Origin of the sequence: Thalassobaculum sp., from assembly GCF_965223715.1 — a bacterium.
GTDB lineage: Bacteria > Pseudomonadota > Alphaproteobacteria > Thalassobaculales > Thalassobaculaceae > Thalassobaculum.
Genome location: NZ_OZ245012.1, coordinates 793,400 through 812,478 on the forward strand (window position 1 = coordinate 793,400; position 19,079 = coordinate 812,478).

The window sequence follows — 19,079 nt, forward strand, 5'->3', positions numbered from 1 at the left end:
GTCTTGCTTGGGGGATCCATGTCCGCTGCTTCCGATCTTTCGACCCGTCTGGGAACCGGCGACCGCGACGGCGAGCTGATCACCGCGCTGGCGGCGAAGGTGGGCACCCCGTTCTGGCTCTATGACGCCGCCCGCATCGAGAGCCAGATCGCGCGGCTGCGCGGCTTCGACACGATCCGCTACGCCCAGAAGGCCAGCAGCAACCTGGACCTGCTGCGGGTGATGCGCCGCAACGGCGTGAAGATAGATGCGGTGTCGAACGGCGAGATCACCAGGGCGCTGGCGGCCGGATACCAGGCCGGCGGCGACGAGCTGGTTTTCACCGCCGACATCTTCGACCGGCCGACCCTGGAGCGCGTGGCGGAGCTGCGCATCCCGGTGAACTGCGGCTCGCCCGACATGATCGACCAGATCGGCGCCGTCAGCCCCGGCCACAGGATCTGGCTGAGGATCAATCCGGGCTTCGGCCACGGTCACAGTAACAAGACCAATACCGGCGGCCCGTTTTCCAAGCACGGCATCTGGCACGAGGAACTGCCTGAGCTGGCGCCCAGGATCAAGGCGGCCGGTCTGGAACTGGTCGGCCTGCACATGCATATCGGCTCCGGTGTCGATTACGGCCATCTGGAGCGGGTCGGCGACGCGATGATCGAGGCCTACCGGGCGCTCGGCATGCCGGTCCAGGCGGTCTCCGCCGGCGGCGGGCTGTCCGTTCCCTATCGCGACGGCGGCAGCGAGATCGACACCGAGCATTACGTGAAGCAGTGGGACTCCGCCCGCCTGGCGATCCAGCAGCACCAGTCGGCGCCCGTGGAGATGGAGATCGAGCCGGGGCGCTTCCTGGTCGCCGCCGCCGGCTGCCTCGTCGCTGAGGTGCGGGCGGTCAAGCAGGTGGCGGAGCGCTATTTCGTCGTCGTCGATGCCGGCTTCAACGACCTGGCCCGCCCGGCCATGTACGGCAGCTACCACCGCATCGGCTTCGTCGACGCGGCCGGCGCGCCGGTGACCGGGACCGCCCATCCGGTGGCGGTCGCCGGGCCGCTCTGTGAGTCCGGCGACGTGTTCACCCAGGGCGATGGCGGCGTGGTCGAGTTCCGCGACCTGCCGCTCCCCAAGGTCGGCGACTTCTGCGTCTTCGCCGATGCCGGCGCCTATGGGGCGGCGATGTCGTCGAACTACAATTCGCGTCCGCTGATCCCGGAAGTGATGATCGACGGCGGGGACCTGCGGCTTGCCCGCCGGCGGCAGACCATGGAGGAACTGCTGGCGCTGGAGACGGGCGAGACCCTGTCGCTCGGCGACGCGGTCGCCTGAGGTCAGGCCGCGGGGCTGCGCGGCAGGACGAGCCGCACGGTCGTTCCCTTGCCCAGGCCGCTCTCCACGGTGAGCGTGCCGTCCATTGTGCGGGCCAGCGACTGGCAGATGGTCAGGCCCAGCCCGACCCCGCCGGCCGCCCGGGCGTAGGACGAGGACAGCTGCACGAAGGGCTTCATGATCTCTCCGAGCTTCTCCTCGGGGATGCCCGGCCCGTCATCCTGCACGGCGATCTCGACCCGGTTGTTGTCGATCAGGGTGGCGCTCACCGTCACATTGGCGGCGCTTCCGGCGTATTTCAGCGCGTTGTTCAGCAGGTTGGCGACGATTTGCATCACCGCGCGCCGGTCGGCGAGGGCGATGATCTCCTCCGCTTCGGCCGCGACCGACAGGGCGACGCCGTTGTTCTCGAACTCCACCCGCAGCCGGGTGGCGCTCTCCAGGATCAGCGGCACCACGTCCACATGCTCGATCGAGGCGGCCCGGCGGCCGCTCTCGATCCGCGACAGGTCCAGGATGTCGTCGATGATCGACAGCAGGAAGCGGCCGCTCTGGCGGATGTCGCCGACATACTCGCCCGCCCGCTCCCAGACCCGGCTGTCGCGCGGGCTGTTCTCCAGCAGCTCGCTGAAGCCGATGATGGCATTGAGCGGCGTGCGCAGCTCATGGCTCATGACCGCCAGGAAGGTGGATTTCGCCGCACTCGCCTCCTCCGCCCGCTGCAGGGCCTCCAGGACCTCCTGGTTGGCCAGGGTGCGTTCGTTGGCCCGTCGGAACCGCGCCACGGTCCAGACCGCATAGGCCGCCAGCAGCAGCACCAGAAGGGGAATGGTCACGTAGAGATAGCTGGTGAAGTTCGGCCAGCCGTCACGCGGGGCGGCCATGATGCGCCAGGACCCGGTCGGGATCACCACGTCGAGGCTGATCGGCTGGTGCTGCCGGATATCCGGATCGCCCCAGATGATCTCGTCGTCCTCCAGGTTGCCGTCTCGGCCCGACAACGCCAGGTGATAGCTCTCGGTGAAGCGGTTGTAGCCGGCGTTGTCCAGCAGGCCGGCAAAGTCGACGACGGTGGACGCGATGCCCCAGAGCTTGCGCTCGCCGTTCCGGTCGGCGCGCAGCCGGATCGGGAAGCGGGCGATCAGGCCGACGCCGCCCTGGACCAGGTCGATCGGGCCGGCAACGACGATCCGCTCCTCGTCGATCACCTGCTTCACCGCGGGCCATTGATTCTCGGTGTTGCGGTAGTTGAGGCCAATCGCCTGCTCGTTCCCGGCGATCGGATACATGTGCGAGACGATCAGATCCTTGGCCAGCGCCAGATTGCGGATGTGGTCCGGCGCACCCTCCAGGATGTCCTGGGCGATCAGCTCGAACTCCTCGGGCGTCAGGTCGGGACGGGCCCGCACATAGCCCACCATGCCGCGGATCAGCTGGACGTCCCGGCCGAGCGCCTGCTGCAGCGAGGCGCGCAGCAGGTTGAGGTCGTCGCGGACCTGGTTCTCGGCGTTCTTGCGCGCCATGTCGGCCAGCGCGAACTCGATCAGAAGCGCGCAGGCCAGCCCGAACAGGGTGGCGATGCCCACACGGCGGATCACGTGCCAAACCAGCCCGTTTCTGCCGGTCGCCCCGTCGTCCGTGTCATTGCCCATGATGAAGGAGCTCTGCATCGATTGGCCTGTCACGTTGGCGCGTGGTGAGTCGCAAGGTCAGTTCGTCCTGGTGAAGGAGCGTTCGGTCGATTGAATACCGAAAGGGTTAATTTTCCATAACCCCTTCGGAAATCCAGCCGTTCTCCGCGGCTTCCGGTGCCGTGGCGTGCTGGCTATGCTGCCGAAAACGGCCACCGCAGAACCTGAAGGGATGGAGATGACCGGCGAAGAGATCGCGCGCAGCCTGGGGCGGCTGCCGGAATTGGTGAATGGGAACGCGCCCCTGGTGCGTCGCGGCCGCACGTTGAGCGGCGAGTTCCTGGTGCAGGCGGACGATGTACCGGTGCATATCCGGGTGCACGAGGGCCGTGTCGAAGCGGTCGAGACGGGGCCGTTCCGCATGCGGTCCTGGCGCTTCGCCATCAAGGCCGAAGCGCAGGCCTGGGCCCGTCATTGGGAGCCGATGCCGGCGCCCGGATACCACGACGTGATCGCCATGACCCGGCTCGGCGTCGCCCGTCTGGAGGGTGACCTGCAGCCGCTGATGGCCCATCTGCGCTACGTGAAGGAGGTGCTGGCCGCCCCGCGGGCGACCGCCGGCACCGGCGCGGGGAGGGGCTGACCATGGCAATCCAGTATGAACCGATCATCGGCCGCTACGCGTCCATCGAGATAGGAGGGCGTGCCTGCCGGATCTATATCGAGGAGGCGGGGCAGGGTATCCCGCTGCTCTGCCTTCACACCGCCGGCTCCGACGGCCGCCAGTACCGGCACATGATGACCGACCCGGACATCACCGAGCATTTCCGCGTCATCGCCTTCGACCTGCCCTGGCACGGCAAGTCGAACCCGCCGGTCGGCTTCCACGAGGAGGAGTACCGGCTGACCTCCGACCTCTATACCGACGCCATCCTCGCCGTCGCCGACGCCATGGAACTCGACCGACCGGCGCTGATCGGCTGCTCCATGGGCGGGCGCATCGTCCTCAACCTCGGCGCCCACCACGCCGACCGGTTCCGCGCCCTGATCGGCGTCGAATGCGCCGACCATCAGACCTCCTGGTACGACACGAGCTGGCTGCACCGCGGCGACGTCCATGGCGGCGAGGTCTGCGCCGCCATGGTCTCCGGCCTGGTGGCGCCGCAATCGCCGGACGAGTACCGCTGGGAGACCCTGTGGGGCTACATGCAGAGCGGGCCGGGGATCTTCAAAGGCGACCTCTACTTCTACCGCGAGGATTCCGACTACCGCGACCGCACCCATCTGATCGACACCAGCCGCTGCCCGCTCTACCTGCTGACCGGCGAGTACGACTATTCCTGCACCCCGGAGGATACCGAGCGCACGGCCGCCGCCATCGACGGGGCCGAGGCGGTGATCATGAAGGAATGCGGCCACTTCCCCATGAGCGAGAACCCGGCCGTGTTCCGCGACTACATCCTGCCGGTGCTGGAGCAGATCCGCGCCGCCGGGTGAGGGGGGCAATATGGGTCGACCTTGCGCAACTCAACGGTTGCGCAATGTCCTGGTCTGCGTAATTACCCTTCGAGATACCAATAGAAGTCAGACAGACCGGCTCGTCAGCCGGTTTCTGGTAGCCTCGAGACTTTGTCAGGACACGACCAGGGCGCAGCCTGAACCTATGCGGGCTGGGTTCACGGAGATCGCATGCGGAGATTAGGACGGAGCGCGGCGCTACCCCTGCTCGGCGCGGCGTTGGTTGTGTACGCGGGGGTTGTGCTGAGCCTGGCCCTGGCATCGGACTGGGATATTCCGACCTTGACCAACAGCGCTGTCGCAGCCCTCGGGTTGGCGGCGCTCATGTCCTGTCTGAATTATCTGCTGCGCGGTCTGAGGTTCCACACCCTCGTGTCGACACAGACCAATCGGGCAACCTATCGGGGTTCCCTGATCGTCTTCGTCTCGGCCCTCAGCCTTTCCGCAACGCCGGCACGGGTCGGAGACCTGGTCCGTATCGGGATGATGTCGCGCTGGTATGGGGTGAAGGTTCGTGCGAGCGCTCCCATCTGCGTCTTTGACCGAATGTTCGATCTGGCCGCCGTCGCGTGCCTAGGAGCTTTGAGCGTCCTCTTCGTTCCGGAACTCGGATCAAGCTACCCTGCATGGTGGATCGCCACGGCGGCTACGTTCGGCCTCATCCTGATCTGCGTCGGCCTTTATCTGGTGGTGCTGTTCGTGGTCCCGTGGATGCCCAGACCGGTTCGTCGGCTGCTGGCGCTGCTTAAAGTCCGACGTCCGGTTCGGCACCGGTTTCCGGCGGCCTTTGGATTAAGCTTGGTGGCCTGGATGTGTGAGGGCGTTGCGGTCGCCCTGGTGCTGTGGAGTTTAGGTGGCGCATTCCAGATCATGACCGGGGTCTTTGTGCATTCGATCGCCCTTCTGGCGGGGGCGTTGACCTTCCTGCCCGGAGGGATCGGTGGTGCGGAGGCCGCAGCTGCGTTCATGCTGGTGCAACTGGGCTGGTCGTTCGAGTCCGCTGTTGCTGCAGCAATCTTGATCCGGCTGACAACGTTCTGGTTGGCGATCCTCCTGGGCTCGATAACGTGGGGCTTGGCTTCCCTTGCCCATCGGCGACGTGAGGCCGTGGCGGGCAAGGAGGGAGCATGATGGCGACGGGGCGCACTACTGCGATCTCGGGCGCCGCGCTTGCCGCAAGTTATGGCGCTGGCTCACTGTTCTTCGGGTTCGGCTGGGCCTGGTTTCCGGCAAATGTCTGGCATTTTGTCGACCAGACCGCGTTGTTGACGTCTCCCTTCGAGACGTTGATGTGTCTGCATACCCAGCCGCCGACGTTGAACGCCCTGCTCTGGATCGCGTTGACCCTCTCCGACGGTCTCGGAGTTTCGGTTGAACAGAGCGGGTTCCTGCTGCTGGCGGCGTTTGGGTGGCTTGGCCTCTGGTCGCTGCACCGATCCGTGAGCCTGATGGCCGGGGCACGGCTCGCCGATCTGCTTACACTCATGACGGCGCTCTCACCGTGCTTCATGCGCCACGGGCATCAGTTTTTCTACACGATCGTGGTCTTCGCCCTCGTCGCCTTCGCGCATTTGCAGATTATCGCGTATCTCCGCTCTCCCGGCGGGCGGAGATTTGTCACGCTGTCCGCCAGCTTGCTCTTCCTAGTGCTGACCAGATCCTTGTTCCCATTTCCTTGGGCGGTTCTCTGCCTGATGCTCGTCCTGGGTCTCGGATGGTGGGCGACGCGCGAGACTTCCCATCGCTCACTCGTTGCCACCGCGACGGCCTTTGTTGTCGCGATTGCTGTTTTTGCCCTTCTCCCCGTGAAGAACTACGTCCTTCACGGTGCCTTCACGTCGTCGTCGTGGCAGGGACTGAACCTCACCCGCGCTATTCCGAATGACCGCAGTAGCGACCTGATGGTCCCTTACGCTGACGCCGACATAGTTGCTTCGGAGGGTGGCGCAGTCCTGCCTCAGAACGCCTGCAGGACGGCAAGTGTCGGCGCCGCGGAACGCCGTACCGTCCTGGGGGCCGAGGGCCCGAACATGCATCACGATCGCAATTTGCTGGCGATGCGCCCGCTGTCGAAAGAGGGCGTCGAGTGGCGGATCTCGCATCCCGTCGAGTACTTCGACAACATCGTGCGCTTCTACGGAGTAGCCACGAGACCGAGCTTCTCCAGACAGTTCGGTGGCACGAGCCCGGAGGATCCGGCGTTCGCAGCATACACAGCCGTGGTCTTCGCGCCGCTTTTTGCGGAGGCATCGATCGGGGGAGGGATGACCCTATCCGTGTTCGGGCTGGTCATCTTGCCGGCCTTCGTGATCACGGCAGGTCTTGGAATCCTGATCTGCCGACGTCACGACAAAATACGCGCGTCCGTCCTGTTGATCGGCTTGCTTTGGGTGGCCTGGACAGTGGTCTTGCCGATTCTGACAGATGGATGGGAAAGCCCGCGTATGCGCTTCGGGTCGTTGGCGCCGATGATCGTTACCGCCGCTGCTCTTGTTGTTGTGTTTCGTGAGAAAATCCAGTCGAAAAATTAAATTCAAACAGAGATTTGATGGATTATTCAGTGTTTCATGAGGTGGGCGAATTTTTATATTAAAGTTTACCGTATTATTATTTCTGAGACGGGGTTTGCTTGTTAAGTTATTATCCGCTGGGCTTGAATTCGACGCGGGGACGTTATAGGTCTAGCGTTCACAAGGTCAGTGGAGCGCTTGGTGGTTTTTGTTCAAGCAGGTAGCTGGTTTCCGGATAACGTTCAATGATGCTAGAGACGTGTCGCGCGCGTCAGGTTGGACAATCTGCAGGCGATATACATTTAATTTAAAGCGTCTGGAGGGTTAGGCGTTGTTTAAGTTGAAATCCATGGTTGCGAGCCAAAAGGATCGACCGCTCTTCCAGGGCCACGTTGACACCGTCCAACCCGACCGTGTGGTGGGATGGGCCTGGAACAAGAGCCAGCCGGACCAGCGGGTATCCGTCGAGTTGCTGATCGACGGCAAGGTTCAGGCGAGCGTTCGTGCCGAGGTTTTCCGGCGTGATCTCGTCGACGCGGGCATCGGCGATGGGTGCCATGGCTTCAGTCTCCTGGTCCCCGAAGAGGCAATGTCTCGGGGCCGGCACGAAGTTCGGGTTCGCTTCGAGGGAACTGAAACCGAGCTCGACGGTACACCCGCTGAAATCGATCTCGACCTACAACCGATCGAATATTTCGCCGGTGATATCGTAGACAACTGCAATCTACGGTGTCCGTTTTGTCTTGTGGATTACACAAACATTCGCACAACGCATAAGATGAGTCGGGAGACGTTCCAGAAGTGGATCGATATCATGCCGCTTGTGCGGGATGGACGATTCTTTATTTCCTGTCTTCACGAGCCAACGCTGCATCCGGAGTTGTTCGATTTCATCGACATGATTCCGGTTGAGCTGCGCAAGAAGGTGTTCTTCACCACCAATATCTGCAAGCCGCTGAAGGACGAGCAGATCCAGCGGTTGGCGACATCAGGACTGAGTCACATCAACATCTCGATGGATACTCTTGATGAGGAGCTCTTCGGCATTCTGCGTAAGGGTGGCCGGCAGAAGATCTTTCTCGACAACCTTCAGCGTATCGTGCCGGCCTTCAAGGCGAGTAACTCCGCGCCCGAACTGCGCTATATCACGATGGCCTATCGCACGAACCTGGACGAGATTCCGGGAATGGTGAGCCGCGCCTTTGAGGAGTTCCACGCGGCCCGGCATGAAGTGCGGTATACCTACAATGTTCGGCACATCACTGAGGCCTTCAGGCAGGAGCACTTCCTGTCGCGGGACGACTGGACCACGTTGGATGCCGAACTCGCCAAGCTCCCCCATGCAATCGATGTCATCCTTCCTCCCGACGACTATGAGTCTACGCAGGTTCGGTCGACGAATTACTGGATGATGCCGGACGAAGAGGGCTTCCCCGCGACCGTGCCGGAACGGCCGATCGCGCTCCGAGGTGCATGGGATGGGGAAATCCGGATCCGGCGCCGAGAGGAACACTTCTCCGTCAATGTAAACATCCTGGAAAACCCGGCGGCGTTCTTCAGGGCGATCTAGGTGCGGATGCTAGTGTCCTAGCCATCCTGCTGGAGGCGGCAGGATACCGTGCTGAAAAGGGGAGGTTTGCTCGATCGAGCCCCGTATGGGGCCACTGGACATTCGCCTGCCCGGCGCGCTCAAATAGGGGGCAGGCCGCGCCATAAGTGGCCAACGCAAAAATTCCCGCTGGACGGTCGTTCCTGACACGACCGCCAGGGATCAGCGCCTGACTCCACCGGAGGAACCCGCCATGAACGACATGACCCCCGTGAAGGTCGCCCGCCCCGCAGGCATCAGCGACGCCGAGTGGCAACTCCGGGTCGAGCTCGCCGCCGCCTACCGCATGGTCGATTATTTCGGCTGGTGCGAGCTGATCTACGGCCACCTCACTGCCAAGGTGCCGGGCCCCGACCTGCATTTCCTCATCAACCCCTACGGCCTGAACTACGACGAGGTCACCGCTTCCAACCTGGTGAAGATCGACGTCGAGGGGAACAAGATCGACGTGGATAACCCGTACGGGGTGAACCAGGCCGGCTTTGTCATCCATTCCGCCGTCCACATGGCCCACAGCGAGCTGCACCAGGTGGTGATGCACACCCATTCCCGCTCGGGCATGGCGATCGCCGCGGTCAAGGAGGGGGTGCTGCCGATCTCCATGGGCTCCACCGCCTTCGTCGACCGGATCAGCTACCACGACTACGAGGGAGTCAGCCTGTATCTGGACGAGCGCGACCGCATCGTGGAGAGCCTGGGCGACAATCACGCCATGGTGCTGAAAAACCACGGGCTGCTGACGACCGGCCGCTCGGTGGCGGAAGCCTTCCTGTGGCTCTACCGGCTGGAGCGCGCGGCGCAGGTGCAGATCGATGCCGGCTCGGCCGGGACGCTGAACCTGATCACCGCCAATGTCGCCAAGCGGTCGGGCGACGATGTCAACGGCTTCGCGGAATCCGCCGCCGAATACGGCGCGCTGGAATTCGCCGCCCTGATGCGCAAGATGGACAAGATCGATCCCAGCTTCCGCGACTGACCCCGGCCAATCCCGGCCTCGAGCCGGGACGGGGCGCGCGCCGGGGGGCGACGGCAACCAGCGCAGACGGGAACCATGCAGGCGGATAACGGGGACGACCGGTTCTGGGAGCGCAAGCCGCTCTCGGCGATGACCCGTGCGGAATGGGAGAGCCTGTGCGACGGCTGCGGCAAGTGCTGCCTGGTCAAGCTGCAGGACGCCGATACCGACGAGATCTCCTATACCGACGTGGCCTGCAAGCTGCTGGACTGCGACAGCTGCCGCTGCTCGGACTACCCGAACCGCAAGAAGATCGTGCCGGACTGCGTGGTGCTGAGCGTCAAGCTGGTCAGCCAGCTCCAGTGGATGCCATCCACCTGCGCCTACCGCCTGCTGAAGGAGGGCAAACCGCTCCACTGGTGGCACCCGCTGGTCAGCGGCGATCCCAACACGGTGCACGAGGCGGGTGTGTCGGTGCGCGGGCGGGCGATCTCGGAGACGGTGGTGGCGGACGAGGAGCTGCTGGAGCACATCGTCGACTGGCCGGCGTGAGGGGGCGGGGCGGTCGCGAGCGTATCCGTCGTCCTGACGCAAGTCAGGACCATGCCGCCGGCCCCTTCCGTCATCCTGATGCAAATCAGGATCAAGCCGCTGACATCGCCGCCTGAGCGTGACACCGGTGCCGATAGCTCGGTCCTGACTTGCGTCAGGACGACGGACTGGGGTCGGTGCCGGCGGCTTGATCCTGATTTGCATCAGGAAGGCGGGAGGCACGGCGAGCACCCGGCCACTCGCACCCTGGCGCCGTCCTCGCCCAATCCCCATATGCCAGCGATCAAAGACACGCACACCAGGATGAGGATCCGATGGGCAGAGGCATGTGGATATTGGCGGCGATCCTCGCCGTGCTGGCCATCAGTCAGATCTATATGGCCGAGACCGGCCAGCTCGACCGGCCGTGGGAGGAGTGCGAGGAGAGCCTGTTCACCCAGGTCTTCTCCAACACCTGCACCCCGCGCGACGGCGGCCTGGCGCCGAGCACCGCCGGCAACGCGCCGGCCACTGGATCGGACAGCGACCTGCCGCCGGTGGATGACGGGGTGACCCGGGTCGACCGCGGCCAGTGAGCAGCGCCGCCGGCTCTCTCCGCCCCGTCATCCGGGAGGAGACCTCGGCGGACATCCCGCGGATCCGTGCGCTCACCCGCGCCGCCTTCGACGGTGTCGCCCACAGCAGCCGGACCGAGGCCGCCATCGTCGACGCCCTGCGGGCGGCCGGAGCGCTGACCTTGTCCCTGGTCGCCGAGTTGGACGGGAAGACCGTCGGCCATGTCGCCTTCTCGGCCGTGCGGATCGACGGTCGGGATCTCGGCTGGCTCGGGCTCGGCCCGGTATCCGTCGCGCCGGACCTCCAGCGCCGCGGAATCGGCAGCGCGCTCATCGGCGAGGGGCTGGCAAGGATCGAGGCGGAGGGAGCGGCCGGATGCGTCGTGCTGGGCGACCCGGCCTATTACGCCCGCTTCGGCTTCGGAACCGAGCACGCCCTGCGCTATGGCGACGTCCCGCCGCGGTATTTCCAGTCACGGCGTTTCCGCGGCCCGTCACCCTCGGGTGAGGTCGCCTACCACACCGGCTTCGAGGCGACCTGACTAATACTCAGAGCGCCCCGGCGGCCTTCAGCTCGTCGAGCCGGGTGTTGCTCTCCTCGAACAGGCGCACCAGCTTCTCGCTGTCGTAGGGCGCCTCCTTCAGGGTCTCGTCGTCCCACTCGCTTCGACCCGGCGCGAAGAAGTCGCCGCCATAGACATGCAGCGCGCCGGTCAGTCGCGTCAGCGGGTTGGTGACCGAGTGGATCGCCGTCTCGCCGAGCCAGACCGCCTCCTTCTCGCCCATCTCCTTGCCGCCGAGCTGCTGCAGCCCGTCAGGGGTGCGGCGCCAGAAGGTGTTCAGCTCCGAGCCGGTATAGATGCCGATGGAGGCCCACATGTTGTGGTTATGGGGCATCAGATGCATCTCCGGACCCCAGACAAGGTTCAGCACGGTCAGCCGGTCGGAGCGATGCAGGGTGCTGACGCCGGCCTTCTGCGGCTCGCCGATCGCCTTCATGACGGCGGTGGGGTCCTCCACGGCGCGGGCGACGACCTCCTGGGCCGCGCGCTCCGGCGTCTTCTCGTCCAGGGCCGCGTAGCACTGCTCGATGAACCGATCGAGATCGAACATTGGTATCCTCCCAGGTCTGTTCCCCGGAGTATGCCGCAGCCGCCGACCGCAGGGAATGCGGCGAGGGCGGCTGCGGCGGTTCGTATCACTAGGCAGCCACGGCCACCGGCACCGGCTCGGCGGTGACGGCGAGGCAGGCGGCGGCCACCTCGCGTCCCTTCAGTCGGAAATGGTCGAGGAAGAAGGCCCGGTGCTCGGCACTCTCGTGGAACTGGTGCGGGGTGAGCACGGCCGACAGGACCGGCACGTCGGACTCCATCTGCGCCTGCATCAGCCCGGAGATCACGGCCTGGGCGACGAAGTCGTGGCGGTAGATGCCGCCATCCACGACGAAGGCACAGCCGACCACTGCCGCGTACTTGCCCGAACCGGCAAGCCGGCGGGCCAGCAGCGGGATCTCGAAGGCGCCGGGCACGTCATAGACGTCGACGGCGAAGGCACCCGGCCGGTCACGCTTCAGGCTGTCCAGGAACGAGATCCGGCAGGCATCGACGATCTCGGCATGCCATCGCGCCTGGATGAAGGCGATGCGGCCGGGAGTGGCGGAGGTGGTGTTGGTTTCGGTGCTCTGATTCATGCTGTCCTCCTTGGACAAGAGCGGTGAACCAGGGCGTACGAACTCGCGAGCGCGGCCCGGCGCTCACGCGCCCGGTCGCGTTCTCTCCTTCGTTATCTTTCATCCGGACTGTGACCGTCGGCTCCGGGGTCTCACCGGATCTGCTGACCCTCCGGGCGTGACCCCGAAGGCGCTCGCGGGCTCGGGCCCGGACTGGTCCGGGCGCATCACCGCCGGTGGGGACTTCCACCCCGCCCCGATAACGTACCGCACCACCGGTGCGGCGGCAGGAGACTACTGCGGAGGAGGCGCGGGCGTCGAGGGCGCTCAGAGGCGGGGACGCGCCGCGTCGATCTCCCGAAGCGCGGCTATCCACTGGCGGCCGATCTCCGCCTGACTGTAGCGCTCGGCCAGCACCTTCTGTCCGGCTCCGATCCGCGCCTCCAGAGCCGCCGCCGGCTCGGCCAGGGCGTCGCGGATGCCGTCGGCCATGCGGTCGCGGATCAGCGCGAAATCGGCGAAGGGCAGGTAGGACGGGATCGGCGAGGCCACGGCCAGCCGGCCCGCCGCGATGGTGTTGATCAGCCGGTTCGGGCTCTTCAGGGCGGAATCCTTCGCCAGATCGCCGGGGATCAGGACGATGTGCGCCGCATCGAGGGCAGCCGCCTGAACCTGCGGGTTCCACTCCTGAAACCGGATGTCGAACAGACCCTCATTCTGTTCGGCCGCCGCGGCACAGAGCTGGCGGGCCACAGTGTTCTCGTGGCAGACCAGCGAGACCCGGAACGGCCGATCCTCGGCCAGGGCCGCGATCTCCGACAGATGGGGGACCAGGTAGACGATGTTCCGGCTGGTGCCGAACCAGAGGAGTTCCAGAAAGCCGTCGCCCCCGAGTTGGGCCCTGGGCGGGCGGATCGCCTCTTCCGCCGGTTCCTCGATGCAGAAACGGCAGCAGTGCTCGGGAACCCAGGCGGCCGCCAACTCCGACAGCCGGGCGCTGGAACAAAACACCCCGTCGGCGTATGCAACGACCCGGCGCAGAACGTCGAAATCGCCGGTCGATCCGAGATCGTCGGCGATATCCGCCAGGACCCTCTTTCCGGCACGCTTCGCTTCCAGGGCGGTTGCGCTGTGATCCTCGAACGTCTTGCCGAACAGCAGCGTATCGGCCTCCCGGAAGACCTCGGAGCCGATCAGGTCTGCCGGTTTGTGGCGTACCGCGAGCCAAGTTGTGACCCCGGCCGACTGGGCGGCGCCATAGGCGATCAGCAGCCGAAGCCGGGTGGTGGCGAGCTGCGCCGTGAGCCGCCCGTCCCGCCGCGTCCCTACGGCGTCATCGGTGATGATCAGGAGTTTCATGGGCGCTCGCAGGGCTGAGGGGGAACATGCGTCATGGGGCCTCTGAGGGCCCCGCTCGCGCGGGTCAATCCAGGAAAACCATAGTGCGCGCAAGGGAGAGGGGAAAGAAAGCTCCTTGCCCGTCCGCGCCCGACGCAGGCGTTGGCGCTCTCGTCTGCCTGAGAACTGTGACCGGTGGCCCCGGGATCGATCCGGATCTGTTACTTCTCCGGTTTCAGATGCGCTGTCGGGGACGGTAAACGTGTTCAAATCACGCATGCGAATTTAAGGCTATCCGGAATTGTCTATTGGGTCTAAAACGTCATGCTTAGTTCTATCTTTACAATCTAAAGGTATCGACGGAGTTTCCTGCCAGCGTGGCCGGTTTCGCTCTTGCCGTTCATCCCCGACCCCCGTGCTTCACCCGAAGACGCGGACTTTCCCAGTGCTCGCCTGAATTGATTTACAGCGTTTGCGTGTGTCTTAAGCCCCGCTCATAAGGCCAGTGTGAAGGACCGAAAGATGGTTTTCGCGCGTCATAATAACCATAAAAATATTGTTAATTTAGAAGCGTTTTCGCTGAAGTCGACGTCCCTTGCGGTGCTTGATGGCGCAACGCCCTATCCCGACCTGCTGGCCGCAGCAGTTGATCCCGGGACGGCGGTGGTGCGGGGGGCAGCCCGCTGTGACGACCCGGTCGCGGCTGCACTGACGACGGCGGATGCGCCGGTCGACACCCTCCATGTCGTCAGTCACGCCGCGCCGGGGCGACTGACCCTCGGCGGACGGACCCGCGACGCCCGGGCCCTGGCCGCGATGGGCCGGCGCTGGCGCCGCCACCTGTCGCCGGACGCGACGATCGTTCTCTATGGCTGCTCGACGGGACAGGGCCCCAGCGGACGCACGCTCGTCCGCAGGCTGGCGCGGGCGACCGGGGCGCGGGTCCTCGCCTCCTCGACGCCGACCGGTGCGGCCGCGCGGGGCGGAGACTGGCGCTTCGACGTTTCATCCGCGGAAACCGGTGCGGCGGCGGCCAGCGCCTTCGCCCGCGCGCATGGCACTTGGCCCGGCTTGCTGGCCGAGATTGTCACCACCACCGCCGATTCAGGCGCGGGCTCGTTCCGTGCCGCCGCTGCGGTCGGCGGAGACATTACTTTCACCCTGACCGGCACGCAGACCATCGACCTGACCTCCGGCTCGGTCACTCTCACCGGTGGTGCCGGCCCGAACATAGACTTCGGGGGCGTCGACAGCCTGACATTCCAAGGCAACGACATCGTCCTGGTCCATTCCAACACCATGACGTTCCTGTCCAGCGCCGGGACGCACACCGTCACATTCGCCTCCAACATCACGGGCAGCGGGTCGCTGCGCATAGACTCCGCGGCCGGCGACCTGACGGTGGTGCTCAGCGGCACCAACACCCTCAACTCGAATATCACCGTCAGCGGCGGCGATACGCTGTCGATCTCCTCCGATGCCAATCTGGGCGCCGGCAACATCACCATCAGCACGGGAACCCTGGCCGTCACGGGCGCGACGACAATCGACAACCAGATCCGGCTCATTAACACGGAGACCATCAACACCGGCGCGGACGTCACGATCTCTTCGGTCGTCTACGACACCGGCGGCGGCAGCCTGACCAAGACCGGCGCCGGCACGCTGACCCTGTCCGGAACGAACACTTATGCCGGCACGACGACCGTCTCGAACGGCACGCTCTCGATTGCCTCCGACGGCAATCTCGGCGGCGGCAACGTCGTCCTCAACGGCGGCAATCTCGCCGTCACCGGTGCCACGACCATCGATAACGGCATCACGCTCTCGGCGGCGGCGACCGTCACGAACAGCGCAGACGTCACGCTTTCCAACGTGATCTCCGGCGCCAACAACCTGACCAAGGCCGGGGCCAGTACGCTCACGCTGTCCGGCACGAACACCTATAGCGGCACCACCACCGTTTCGGCCGGCACGCTTTCCGTTGGCGCGGACAGCAATCTCGGCACCGGCGCCCTGACGCTCAACGGCGGCAATCTCACCGTCAACGGCGCCACGACGATCGACAACGCGATCGCGCTCGGCTCGAACGCGACCATCACCAACAGCGCCGCAGTCACCTTGTCGGGCGGGATCTCCGGCGCCAACAACCTCACCAAGGTCGGGACCGGGACACTCACGCTAACCGGCACAAACGGCTATACCGGCACCACCACCGTCTCGGCCGGCACCCTCTCGGTGAACGGATCGCTGACCGGCACCACCTCCGTCTCCGTCGCGTCCGGCGCCACCCTCGCCGGGTCCGGCAGCATCAGCAACGCCGTCACCGTCGCGTCAGGCGGCTCGCTGACCCCCGGGAACAGCGCGGGGAAGCTCTCGACCGGCAACCTGACCCTCGCCAGCGGCTCGACGGCGACCTTCGAGGTCGGGGGTACCACCGCCGGGACCGATTACGATCAGATCAACGTCACCGGAACCGTCAACATCACCGGCTCCACTCTCTCGGTCTCCATCCTCGGCACCTCGACGTTGGGCAACACCTACACCCTGATCGAGAACGACGGCGCGGACGCCGTCACCGGCACCTTCTCGGGCCTGGCCGAGGGCACGACCATCACGTCCGGCGCCCGCACCTTCCGGATCAGCTATGCCGGCGGAACGGGCAACGATGTCGTCCTGACCGATACGATCCCGGCATCGTCCTCCGACAGCGGCGGCAGCGGCTTGTCCGCCACCGTCGGCACGGGCGGTCCCGACACCCTGACTGGAGGCGGCAGTGCGGAGCTTCTCCGCGGCCAGGGCGGCAACGACACGATCCTCGGCCTGGGCGGCAACGACACGCTCAGCGGCGGCGCCGGTGCGGACCGGCTCGAAGGCGGCCTCGGCATCGATGTGCTCTACGGCAACACCGAGGCCGACATTCTCTACGGCAATGCCAGCGACGACACGCTCTACGGCGGCCAGGACGCCGACGCCGTCTTTGGCGGGCAGGATCAGGATGTGGTCTACGGCAACCGCGGTGACGACTCGATCCGGGGCAATTCCGGCAACGACACGCTGTATGGCGGTCAGGGTGACGACCTGCTGTCCGGCGGCAGCGGTGCGGACCGGCTGGCGGGCGGGGTCGGCGCGGACACCCTGTCGGGCGGGGTGGGTGATGACACGCTCGTCGGCGGCGACGGCACGGACCGGCTGTGCTTCGGCAACGCCGGCGGCGCCGATCTGGTGGAAGCCTTTGTGATCGGCGAAGACCTGCTGGTGATCGCGGCGAATGTGAACGGCACGGGCGTGGTGTCGGTCGCCGATCTGCTCGCGCGTGTCGGGGACGACGGCTTCGGCAGTGCGCTGATCGACCTCGGCGGCGGGAACTCGGTCACCCTGGTCGGCATTGCCGCGGCACAGCTCTCCGCCGACAGTTTCTTGATCGGCTGACGGCCGACGAACGGCCGCCATCCGTTCAGTTCACCCGCCAGCGGTCCAGCACCTCGCGCCGCACCTCCACGCCGAGGCCCGGGCCGTCGGGGACATACGCGACGCCACCCTCCACGCGTACGGGCTCGACCAGCAGGTCCTGGCGGAAGGGATGGGGCGTGCTGTCGTATTCCAGCAGTGGCTGGTGGGCGCCGAAGGCCGGTGTCGTGGTCGGCAGCACGGCGAGAAGCTGCATCGCGGCCGCCAGGCCGATCCCGGTGCCCCAGACATGCGGGTTGTAGCGGATGCCGTGGGTCCAGGCCATGTCGGCGATCCGCTTGGCCTCGGTCAACCCGCCGCAGGAGGCGGTGTCCGGCTGGATCACGTCCATCGCGCCGGCCTCCAGGATCCGGCGGAAATCGTGGCGGGTGAAGGAGCACTCGCCGCCGGCGATGGGAATGCTGGTGCGGGTGCGCAGCTCGGCATAGCCGGCCACGTCCTCCGGCTCGACCGGCTCCTCGAACCAGCCGATGTCGAGCGGCTCCATGGCGCGGGCGAGGCGGGCCGCCTGCACCCGGTCGCAGCCGTGATTGGCGTCGACGAACAGCTCCACCCCGCCGCCGATGGTCGCGCGCAGCATCTCCACCAGGGCGATGTCGTCGTCGAAGCCGAAGCCGACCTTGGTCTTCATGGCGGTGAAGCCGGCATCGAGATAACCTCGTGCTTCCTCGACCAGCAGGCGGTGGTTCTCCGTCCGGTCGTCGGTGCGCCGGTAGAGTCCGGTCGCATAGGCACGCACCGAGGACCGTATCGGCCCGCCCATCAGCACATGGACCGGGGCCGCGAAAATCTTGCCTCGCAGGTCCCAGAGCGCGATGTCGATGGCGGAGAGCGCCTGGATCGGCACGCCGCGCTGCCCGTGGTCGCGCAGGGAATTGTACAGCTCCTCCCACAGCGCATCGCCGGCCAGGGGCGAGCGGCCGATCAGGCGCGGGGCGTAGTACTTCTCGATCACCGTGGCCAGCGCCCAGGGCGGGCCGTAGCCGTCGCCCCAGCCGGTGAGACCGGCATCGGTCTCCACCTCCACCAGCAGCCCGACCCGCTTGTCGACCCAGGCCTGACTGAACGCGAACCGCTCGGCGATGGGCGCCTCCAGCACATGGGCGCGGATGGCGGTGATCTTCATGGCAACCTCCCCGATTTTTCCCGAGCGTAGCAGGAGGGGGAGGCAGGCATGAAGCCGCTGACGTGCTAGGAAGGCTTCAGCCCGTCCAACTGGGCGCCGATGCCGGTCCGGAGACCCTCATGACCCTCCAAACCCTGTTCCAGCGCGCCCTGTCCGTGGCGCAGCGACATTGGATGCTGCTTGTGGCGGCGCTTCTGGTCTACGGGTTCGGCGTCCTGGCCGAGGAGGTGCTCGAAGGGGATACCCAGGTCTTCGACCGATCCTTCGTCATGCTGTTTCGCGTCGACGGCGATCCGACCATGGCGATCGGGCCGCACTGGCTGCTTGAGGCGGCCCGGGACGTCACCGCGCTCGGAAGCTTCACCCTGCTTTTCCTCCTGGTCTTCGTGGTGGCGTCGATCCTGCTGATCCTGCGCCGCCGGGACACCGCCATCTATCTGGTGCTGGCGATCGCCGGCGGGACCGCACTCAGCTCCGGGTTGAAGATGATCATCGACCGGCCGCGGCCCGACCTGACAGGCATCGTGACCGTCTTCACCTCGAGCTTTCCGTCGGGACACGCCACCATGTCCGCCGTGACCTTTCTGACGCTGGGCGCCTGTCTGGCGGCGGCGACCGAGAACCGGCGGCTGAAGGTCTTCGCCTATACCTATGCGGTGCTGCTGACCGTGATCGTCGGGAGCAGCCGGGTCTATCTGGGGGTGCATTACCCGACCGACGTGGCGGCAGGGTGGATGATCGGCGCGTCCTGGGCGGCGCTGAGCTGGCTTGGCTTCCAGGTGATCGTGCGCCGTCGGCCCGTCGCGCACCCCGAAGCCTGAGGCGAGAGCCA

At 65.8% G+C, this 19,079-nt stretch carries 17 protein-coding genes and 1 riboswitch; of the genes, 12 read left to right on the plus strand and 5 right to left on the minus strand.

The window, feature by feature from the left end:
• The first annotated feature begins 18 nt into the window (after window positions 1-18).
• Window positions 19-1,314, plus strand: coding sequence for a diaminopimelate decarboxylase (gene lysA / locus ACOQOP_RS03710; protein ID WP_420564973.1), 1,296 nt, complete (start codon window positions 19-21; stop codon window positions 1,312-1,314).
• Window positions 1,315-1,316: 2 nt separating this feature from the next.
• On the opposite strand, the gene ACOQOP_RS03715 is transcribed toward lysA, so the two are convergent.
• Window positions 1,317-2,984: an ATP-binding protein gene (locus ACOQOP_RS03715; RefSeq protein ID WP_420564974.1), complete on the minus strand. Its 1,668-nt coding sequence runs from the start codon at window positions 2,982-2,984 to the stop codon at window positions 1,317-1,319.
• 199 nt (window positions 2,985-3,183) lie between these two features.
• Between ACOQOP_RS03715 and ACOQOP_RS03720 the strand changes: the two genes are divergently transcribed.
• The 9 genes from ACOQOP_RS03720 (at window position 3,184) to ACOQOP_RS03760 (ending at window position 11,185) form a co-directional block, all read left to right on the plus strand.
• On the plus strand, window positions 3,184-3,588 hold the full coding sequence (locus ACOQOP_RS03720; RefSeq protein WP_420564975.1) for a hypothetical protein: 405 nt from the start codon (window positions 3,184-3,186) through the stop codon (window positions 3,586-3,588).
• A gap of 2 nt (window positions 3,589-3,590) precedes the next feature.
• Entirely contained in the window at window positions 3,591-4,442 is an 852-nt protein-coding gene (locus tag ACOQOP_RS03725) for an alpha/beta fold hydrolase (RefSeq protein ID WP_420564976.1), read from the plus strand.
• Between the two features lie 192 nt (window positions 4,443-4,634).
• Window positions 4,635-5,594, plus strand: a complete 960-nt coding sequence (locus tag ACOQOP_RS03730) for a lysylphosphatidylglycerol synthase transmembrane domain-containing protein (protein WP_420564977.1) — start codon at window positions 4,635-4,637, stop codon at window positions 5,592-5,594.
• A complete protein-coding gene (locus ACOQOP_RS03735; RefSeq protein ID WP_420564978.1) occupies window positions 5,594-6,994 on the plus strand; it encodes a hypothetical protein in 1,401 nt (466 codons plus the stop codon). Before ACOQOP_RS03730 ends, ACOQOP_RS03735 begins: the two co-directional genes overlap by 1 nt.
• Before the next feature lie 310 nt (window positions 6,995-7,304).
• Complete coding sequence (locus tag ACOQOP_RS03740; RefSeq protein ID WP_420564979.1) at window positions 7,305-8,543, plus strand: radical SAM protein; 1,239 nt, start codon at window positions 7,305-7,307, stop codon at window positions 8,541-8,543.
• Between the two features lie 232 nt (window positions 8,544-8,775).
• Window positions 8,776-9,558 carry a class II aldolase/adducin family protein gene (locus ACOQOP_RS03745; protein ID WP_420564980.1) on the plus strand — a complete coding sequence of 261 codons (783 nt, stop codon included), beginning with the start codon at window positions 8,776-8,778 and terminating at the stop codon, window positions 9,556-9,558.
• 75 nt (window positions 9,559-9,633) lie between these two features.
• On the plus strand, window positions 9,634-10,089 hold the full coding sequence (locus tag ACOQOP_RS03750) for a YcgN family cysteine cluster protein (protein WP_420564981.1): 456 nt from the start codon (window positions 9,634-9,636) through the stop codon (window positions 10,087-10,089).
• 314 nt (window positions 10,090-10,403) lie between these two features.
• Window positions 10,404-10,664 carry a hypothetical protein gene (locus tag ACOQOP_RS03755; RefSeq protein ID WP_420564982.1) on the plus strand — a complete coding sequence of 87 codons (261 nt, stop codon included), beginning with the start codon at window positions 10,404-10,406 and terminating at the stop codon, window positions 10,662-10,664.
• Entirely contained in the window at window positions 10,661-11,185 is a 525-nt protein-coding gene (locus tag ACOQOP_RS03760; RefSeq protein WP_420564983.1) for a GNAT family N-acetyltransferase, read from the plus strand. The genes ACOQOP_RS03755 and ACOQOP_RS03760 overlap by 4 nt, the downstream gene beginning before the upstream one ends.
• A gap of 7 nt (window positions 11,186-11,192) precedes the next feature.
• Here ACOQOP_RS03760 and ACOQOP_RS03765 read toward each other — a convergent pair whose 3' ends face one another.
• From ACOQOP_RS03765 to ACOQOP_RS03775, 3 genes are all read right to left on the minus strand, one after another.
• A complete protein-coding gene (locus ACOQOP_RS03765; RefSeq protein WP_420564984.1) occupies window positions 11,193-11,756 on the minus strand; it encodes a hypothetical protein in 564 nt (187 codons plus the stop codon).
• 88 nt (window positions 11,757-11,844) lie between these two features.
• The gene (locus tag ACOQOP_RS03770) at window positions 11,845-12,333 is read right to left on the minus strand and encodes a 6,7-dimethyl-8-ribityllumazine synthase (RefSeq protein WP_420564985.1); all 489 of its coding nucleotides are present in this window, start codon (window positions 12,331-12,333) and stop codon (window positions 11,845-11,847) included.
• A gap of 87 nt (window positions 12,334-12,420) precedes the next feature.
• A riboswitch (FMN riboswitch) is annotated at window positions 12,421-12,580 on the minus strand.
• A 59-nt stretch (window positions 12,581-12,639) separates the two neighbouring features.
• A complete protein-coding gene (locus ACOQOP_RS03775) occupies window positions 12,640-13,671 on the minus strand; it encodes a hypothetical protein (RefSeq protein WP_420564986.1) in 1,032 nt (343 codons plus the stop codon).
• Window positions 13,672-14,172: 501 nt separating this feature from the next.
• On the opposite strand from ACOQOP_RS03775, the gene ACOQOP_RS03780 reads away from it, so the two are divergent.
• The gene (locus ACOQOP_RS03780; RefSeq protein WP_420564987.1) at window positions 14,173-17,082 is read left to right on the plus strand and encodes a DUF4347 domain-containing protein; all 2,910 of its coding nucleotides are present in this window, start codon (window positions 14,173-14,175) and stop codon (window positions 17,080-17,082) included.
• Between the two features lie 25 nt (window positions 17,083-17,107).
• Here the strand turns inward: ACOQOP_RS03780 and ACOQOP_RS03785 are convergent, their stop codons facing one another.
• On the minus strand, window positions 17,108-18,247 hold the full coding sequence (locus tag ACOQOP_RS03785; protein WP_420564988.1) for a mandelate racemase/muconate lactonizing enzyme family protein: 1,140 nt from the start codon (window positions 18,245-18,247) through the stop codon (window positions 17,108-17,110).
• A gap of 119 nt (window positions 18,248-18,366) precedes the next feature.
• On the opposite strand from ACOQOP_RS03785, the gene ACOQOP_RS03790 reads away from it, so the two are divergent.
• The gene (locus ACOQOP_RS03790; RefSeq protein ID WP_420564989.1) at window positions 18,367-19,068 is read left to right on the plus strand and encodes a phosphatase PAP2 family protein; all 702 of its coding nucleotides are present in this window, start codon (window positions 18,367-18,369) and stop codon (window positions 19,066-19,068) included.
• Window positions 19,069-19,079: the final 11 nt, after the last annotated feature.

Bases quoted from the DNA above. Each gene is read 5' to 3' on its own strand.
- ACOQOP_RS03735 (WP_420564978.1), top strand. From the start codon at position 5,594: ATGGCGACGGGGCGCACTACTGCGATCTCGGGCGCCGCGCTTGCCGCA.
- ACOQOP_RS03780 (WP_420564987.1), top strand. From the start codon at position 14,173: ATGGTTTTCGCGCGTCATAATAACCATAAAAATATTGTTAATTTAGAA.
- ACOQOP_RS03775 (WP_420564986.1), bottom strand. From the start codon at position 13,671: ATGAAACTCCTGATCATCACCGATGACGCCGTAGGGACGCGGCGGGAC.
- ACOQOP_RS03750 (WP_420564981.1), top strand. From the start codon at position 9,634: ATGCAGGCGGATAACGGGGACGACCGGTTCTGGGAGCGCAAGCCGCTC.
- ACOQOP_RS03720 (WP_420564975.1), top strand. From the start codon at position 3,184: ATGACCGGCGAAGAGATCGCGCGCAGCCTGGGGCGGCTGCCGGAATTG.
- ACOQOP_RS03770 (WP_420564985.1), bottom strand. From the start codon at position 12,333: ATGAATCAGAGCACCGAAACCAACACCACCTCCGCCACTCCCGGCCGC.
- ACOQOP_RS03755 (WP_420564982.1), top strand. From the start codon at position 10,404: ATGGGCAGAGGCATGTGGATATTGGCGGCGATCCTCGCCGTGCTGGCC.
- ACOQOP_RS03730 (WP_420564977.1), top strand. From the start codon at position 4,635: ATGCGGAGATTAGGACGGAGCGCGGCGCTACCCCTGCTCGGCGCGGCG.
- ACOQOP_RS03790 (WP_420564989.1), top strand. From the start codon at position 18,367: ATGACCCTCCAAACCCTGTTCCAGCGCGCCCTGTCCGTGGCGCAGCGA.
- lysA (WP_420564973.1), top strand. From the start codon at position 19: ATGTCCGCTGCTTCCGATCTTTCGACCCGTCTGGGAACCGGCGACCGC.
- ACOQOP_RS03765 (WP_420564984.1), bottom strand. From the start codon at position 11,756: ATGTTCGATCTCGATCGGTTCATCGAGCAGTGCTACGCGGCCCTGGAC.
- ACOQOP_RS03745 (WP_420564980.1), top strand. From the start codon at position 8,776: ATGAACGACATGACCCCCGTGAAGGTCGCCCGCCCCGCAGGCATCAGC.
- ACOQOP_RS03785 (WP_420564988.1), bottom strand. From the start codon at position 18,247: ATGAAGATCACCGCCATCCGCGCCCATGTGCTGGAGGCGCCCATCGCC.
- ACOQOP_RS03715 (WP_420564974.1), bottom strand. From the start codon at position 2,984: ATGCAGAGCTCCTTCATCATGGGCAATGACACGGACGACGGGGCGACC.
- ACOQOP_RS03725 (WP_420564976.1), top strand. From the start codon at position 3,591: ATGGCAATCCAGTATGAACCGATCATCGGCCGCTACGCGTCCATCGAG.